Consider the following 4380-nt stretch of genomic DNA (forward strand, 5'->3'; position numbering starts at 1 on the left):
ACACCGCGCTCGGCTTCCGGCACCGGCGCGACCTCACCTTCGCCCTCCTGCGCACCCCGGAGGGCTGAGCCGGGACCCGCGGGCCGGGTTCAGACGTGGAAGCGGCGCAGGACGCGCACCGCACGACGGGGGACGCGGAGCGCACGGCCGCCCCCGCCCTGCCGCTGGTGGTCCCCGGCACCCTGACGGTCGCCACCGACGCCAGCTACGCGCCCATGGAGTACCTGGAGGGTTCCCGTCCCGCGGGCGTCGACATCGACCTGGCCGAGGACCTGGGCCGCCGGCTCGGGCTGGAGGTCACGTTCCGGCAGGTCGCCTTCGACGACCTCATCGCCACCGTGAGCGGGCACCAGGCCGACGTGATCATGTCCTCGATGACGGACCGGGCCTCGCGGCAGGCCGACGTCGACTTCGTCGACTACTTCGTCGCGGGCAGCCAGGTCCTCACCGCCGGCGGCAACCCGGCCGGGCTGAGCGACCCGGCGAGCTGGTGCGGACGCACCGCGGCCGTGAACTCCTCCACGACCAACGGCGACCTCGTCGCCGCCCAGTCGGCCCTGTGCACGGCCGCGGGCTCCCCCGCCGTGCGCACCGTCGAGGTCGACAACGGCCGCAGCGGCGACGCGGTGCTCGCCGGTGCGGCCGACTTCGGCGTCGAGGACTACCCGTCGGCGGCCGACCTGGCCACGGCCTCGGGCGGCCGTCTCGAGCTCGTCGGGGAGTCGCTGGAGTCCGCGCCGTACGGGATCGCGACGGCGAAGGACCGCACGGCGCTGCGCGACGCGGTCCAGGTCGCGCTGCAGGAGAGCATCGCCGACGGCAGCTACGCCGCCGTCCTCGAGCGGCACGGCGTGGGGGCCGCGGCCCTGCGCACGACGGCGATCAACGGCGGCGCCTGAGCGCGGAGCGACGACGGGCCCGCCCCTCGCCGGGGGCGGGCCCGTCGTGACGTCTCAGGCCTCGCGGGTCTTCGGCGAGCTCTCGAGCGTCTTGGCCGGGTCGCGCTCGACGACGTCACCGAGGACCTCGTCGATGCGGGCCAGGGCCTCGGCGGGGATCGTGACGCCGGCGGCCTTCGCGTTCTCGTGCACCTGCTCCGGCCGGCTCGCGCCGATGATGGCGGTCGCGACGTTGTCGTTGGCCAGCACCCACGCGACGGCGAGCTGCGCCATCGACAGGCCGAGCTCGTCGGCGACGGGCTTGAGGGCCTGCACGCGGGTCAGGACGTCGTCGTTCATGAACCGCTTGATCATGTCGGCGCCGCCCTTGGCGTCCGTGGCGCGCGACCCCGCCGGCAGCTCGCCGCCGGGCACGTACTTGCCCGTCAGCACGCCCTGCGCGATGGGCGACCACACGACCTGGGAGACGCCCAGCTCGCGCGACGTCGGGACGACCTCGCCCTCGATGACGCGCCACAGCATCGAGTACTGCGGCTGGTTGGAGATGAGCTGGACGCCCATCTCCTTCGCGAGCGCGTGGCCCGCGCGGAGCTGGTCGGCGGTCCACTCGCTGACGCCGACGTAGAGGACCTTGCCCTGGCGGACGATGTCCGCGAAGGCCTGGAACGTCTCCTCCAGCGGCGTCTCGTAGTCGAAGCGGTGCGCCTGGTACAGGTCGACGTAGTCCGTCCCCAGGCGGCGCAGCGAGCCGTCGATCGACTCGGTGATGTGCTTGCGGGACAGGCCGAGGTCGTTGTGCCCCTTGGGCCCGGTCGGCCCGAACACCTTGGTGAGGATCTCCAGCGACTCGCGGCGCTGCCCCTTCAGCGCCTGACCGAGGACGGTCTCGGCCTTCGTGTTGGCGTAGACGTCGGCGGTGTCGAAGGTCGAGATGCCCGCGTCGATCGCAGCGTGCACGCACGCGATCGCGGCGTCGTTCTCGACCTGCGAGCCGTGCGTGAGCCAGTTGCCGTAGGTGATCTCGGAGATCTTGAGGCCCGAGGCCCCGAGGTAGCGGAAGTCCATGACGCCCATCCAACTCCTCCCGGGTCCGCACGGCGAGGGCGGGGCGGCCCAGACGTCAGACGGCTCGGGGGCGGGCGCCCGTCAGAGCTTGGTCACGGGGGCGTAGCGCAGCAGGAGCCGCTTGACGCCCTCGGTGCGGAAGTCGACGTGCGCGACGGTCTTGTCGCCCTCGCCCTCGATCCGCACGACGGTGCCCATGCCGAAGGAGTCGTGCGTGACGCGGTCCCCCGGGGACAGGGCGATGACGGGGCGGTTGCCCGGCGAGCGCACGCCGGGGCGCTGCGACAGCCGCGCCCCCGCCGACGGCGACGAGACCGGCGCGAAGCCGGACGCGGCGCCGCGCTTCCAGTCCACGAGGTTCGGCGGGACGTCGTCGAGGAACCGGCTGGCCGGGCTCTGCTGCGGGGCGCCCCAGGCGCTGCGGCTCGTCGCGCGCGAGAGGTACAGCCGCTCGCGCGCCCGGGTCAGCCCCACGTAGGCCAGGCGGCGCTCCTCGGCCAGCTGGTCGGGGTCGGCGAGCGAGCGCAGGTGCGGGAAGGTGCCGTCCTCCATGCCCGTGAGGAACACGACCGGGAACTCCAGGCCCTTGGCGGTGTGCAGGGTCATGAGGGTCACGACGCCCTGCGCCTCGGCCTCGGCGTCGGGGATCTGGTCGGAGTCGGCGACCAGCGAGACGCGCTCCAGGAAGTCGGTCAGCGTCCCCTCGGGGTCGGTCTCCGCGAACTCCTCGGCGACGGCGACGAGCTCGGACAGGTTCTCGACGCGGCTCTCGTCCTGCGGGTCGTGGCTCGCGCGCAGCTCCGCGAGGTAGCCCGTCTGCTCCAGCACCGCCTCGAGCACCGTCGCGGGGGCCGCCCCCGACTCGGCGAGCGTGCGCAGGTCGGAGACCAGCGTCGTGAACCCCCTGATCGCGGTGAGCGAGCGGGTGACCAGGCCGTAGGCCTCGTCGGCGCGCTCCAGCGCCTGCGCGAAGGAGACCTTCTCGCGCTCCGCCAGCACGACGATCGCCGCCTCGGCGCGCTCGCCGATCCCGCGCTTGGGGACGTTGAGGACGCGCCGCAGGTTCACGGTGTCGTCCGGGTTCGCGATCAGGCGCAGGTACGCCATGGCGTCCTTGACCTCGCGGCGCTCGTAGAACCGCGTGCCGCCGACGATCTTGTAGGGCAGGCCCGTGCGGACGAAGACCTCCTCCAGGGCCCGCGACTGCGCGTTGGTGCGGTAGAACACCGCGACGTCGGAGTACTTCAGGTGGCCGGCGTCGTGGAGGCGGTCGACCTCCTCCGCGACGAACGCGGCCTCGTCGTGCTCGTCGTCGGCGACGTAGCCGACGATCTGCTCGCCCGCGCCCGCGGCCGTCCAGAGGTTCTTCGCCCGGCGGTCCTCGTTGTGCCTGATGACCTCGTTGGCCGCCGAGAGGATCGTCTGCGTCGAGCGGTAGTTCTGCTCCAGCAGCACCGTCCGCGCGTCGGGGTAGTCCTTCTCGAACTCGGCGATGTTGCGGATCGTCGCGCCGCGGAAGGCGTAGATCGACTGGTCGGCGTCACCGACGACGGTCAGCTCGGCCGGCGGCACGGCGACGCGCTGGCCCTCGCGGACCACGGTGCCGTCGGCCGCCGTCACGCGCGAGCGGGCCGCCTCCTCGCTCACGGAGCCGCCCACGAGCTCGCGCACCAGGACGTACTGGGCGTGGTTGGTGTCCTGGTACTCGTCGACCAGGACGTGGCGGAACCGGCGGCGGTAGTGCTCGGCGACGTCGGGGAACGCCTGCAGTAGGTGCACGGTCGACATGATCAGGTCGTCGAAGTCGAGCGCGTTGGCCTGCCGCAGCCGCGACTGGTAGAGCCGGTAGGCCGCCGCGAGCGTGCGCTCGGTCTCGTTGCCCTGCTCGGAGTGCGCCCGGTCGAAGTACGCCTCCTCGTCGACGAGCTCGTTCTTGAGGTTGCTGACCATGGCCGACATGCTGCGCGGGGCGTGCTTCTTGGGGTCCAGGTCGAGCTCGCGGCCGACCAGCGCCATCAGGCGCTGGGCGTCGGCGGAGTCGTAGATCGAGAACGAGGTCCGCAGCCCGAGCTGGGCGGCCTGGGCGCGCAGGATCCGCACGCAGGCGGAGTGGAACGTCGAGACCCACATGCTCCGGCCGCCGTGGCCGATGTGCTCGCCCGTGAGCGCCGCGACCCGGTCGCGCATCTCCGCCGCGGCCTTGTTGGTGAAGGTGATGGCGAGGATCTGGCCCGGGGTCGCGCCCCGCTCGGCCAGCAGGTAGGCGATGCGGTGGGTGAGCACGCGCGTCTTGCCCGACCCGGCGCCGGCCACGATGAGCAGCGGCGAGCCGGTGTGCACCACGGCCTCGCGCTGCTGGGGGTTGAGCCCCTCCAGGAGCGCGGCGGCGTCCGGACCGCGGCGGGCGGGCCGGGCG

Annotated in this window: 3 protein-coding genes; 1 reads left to right on the plus strand and 2 read right to left on the minus strand. The window is 73.1% G+C overall.

What is annotated here, in order from left to right; all coding sequences use genetic code 11:
• Positions 1-95: 95 nt before the first annotated feature.
• Positions 96-899: a transporter substrate-binding domain-containing protein gene (locus GTR02_RS20140; RefSeq protein WP_166609264.1), complete on the plus strand. Its 804-nt coding sequence runs from the start codon at positions 96-98 to the stop codon at positions 897-899.
• Between the two features lie 54 nt (positions 900-953).
• Here the strand turns inward: GTR02_RS20140 and GTR02_RS20145 are convergent, their stop codons facing one another.
• Positions 954-1964, minus strand: coding sequence for an aldo/keto reductase family protein (locus GTR02_RS20145; protein WP_166609266.1), 1011 nt, complete (start codon positions 1962-1964; stop codon positions 954-956).
• An 81-nt stretch (positions 1965-2045) separates the two neighbouring features.
• On the minus strand, positions 2046-4380 hold a 2335-nt coding region (gene pcrA / locus GTR02_RS20150; protein WP_166609265.1), incomplete at its 5' end, for a DNA helicase PcrA.

Source organism: Kineococcus siccus, from assembly GCF_009906795.1.
In the GTDB taxonomy this organism is placed as follows: Bacteria; Actinomycetota; Actinomycetes; order Actinomycetales; family Kineococcaceae; genus Kineococcus; species Kineococcus siccus.

Bases quoted from the DNA above. Each gene is read 5' to 3' on its own strand.
- GTR02_RS20145 (WP_166609266.1), bottom strand. From the start codon at position 1,964: ATGGACTTCCGCTACCTCGGGGCCTCGGGCCTCAAGATCTCCGAGATC.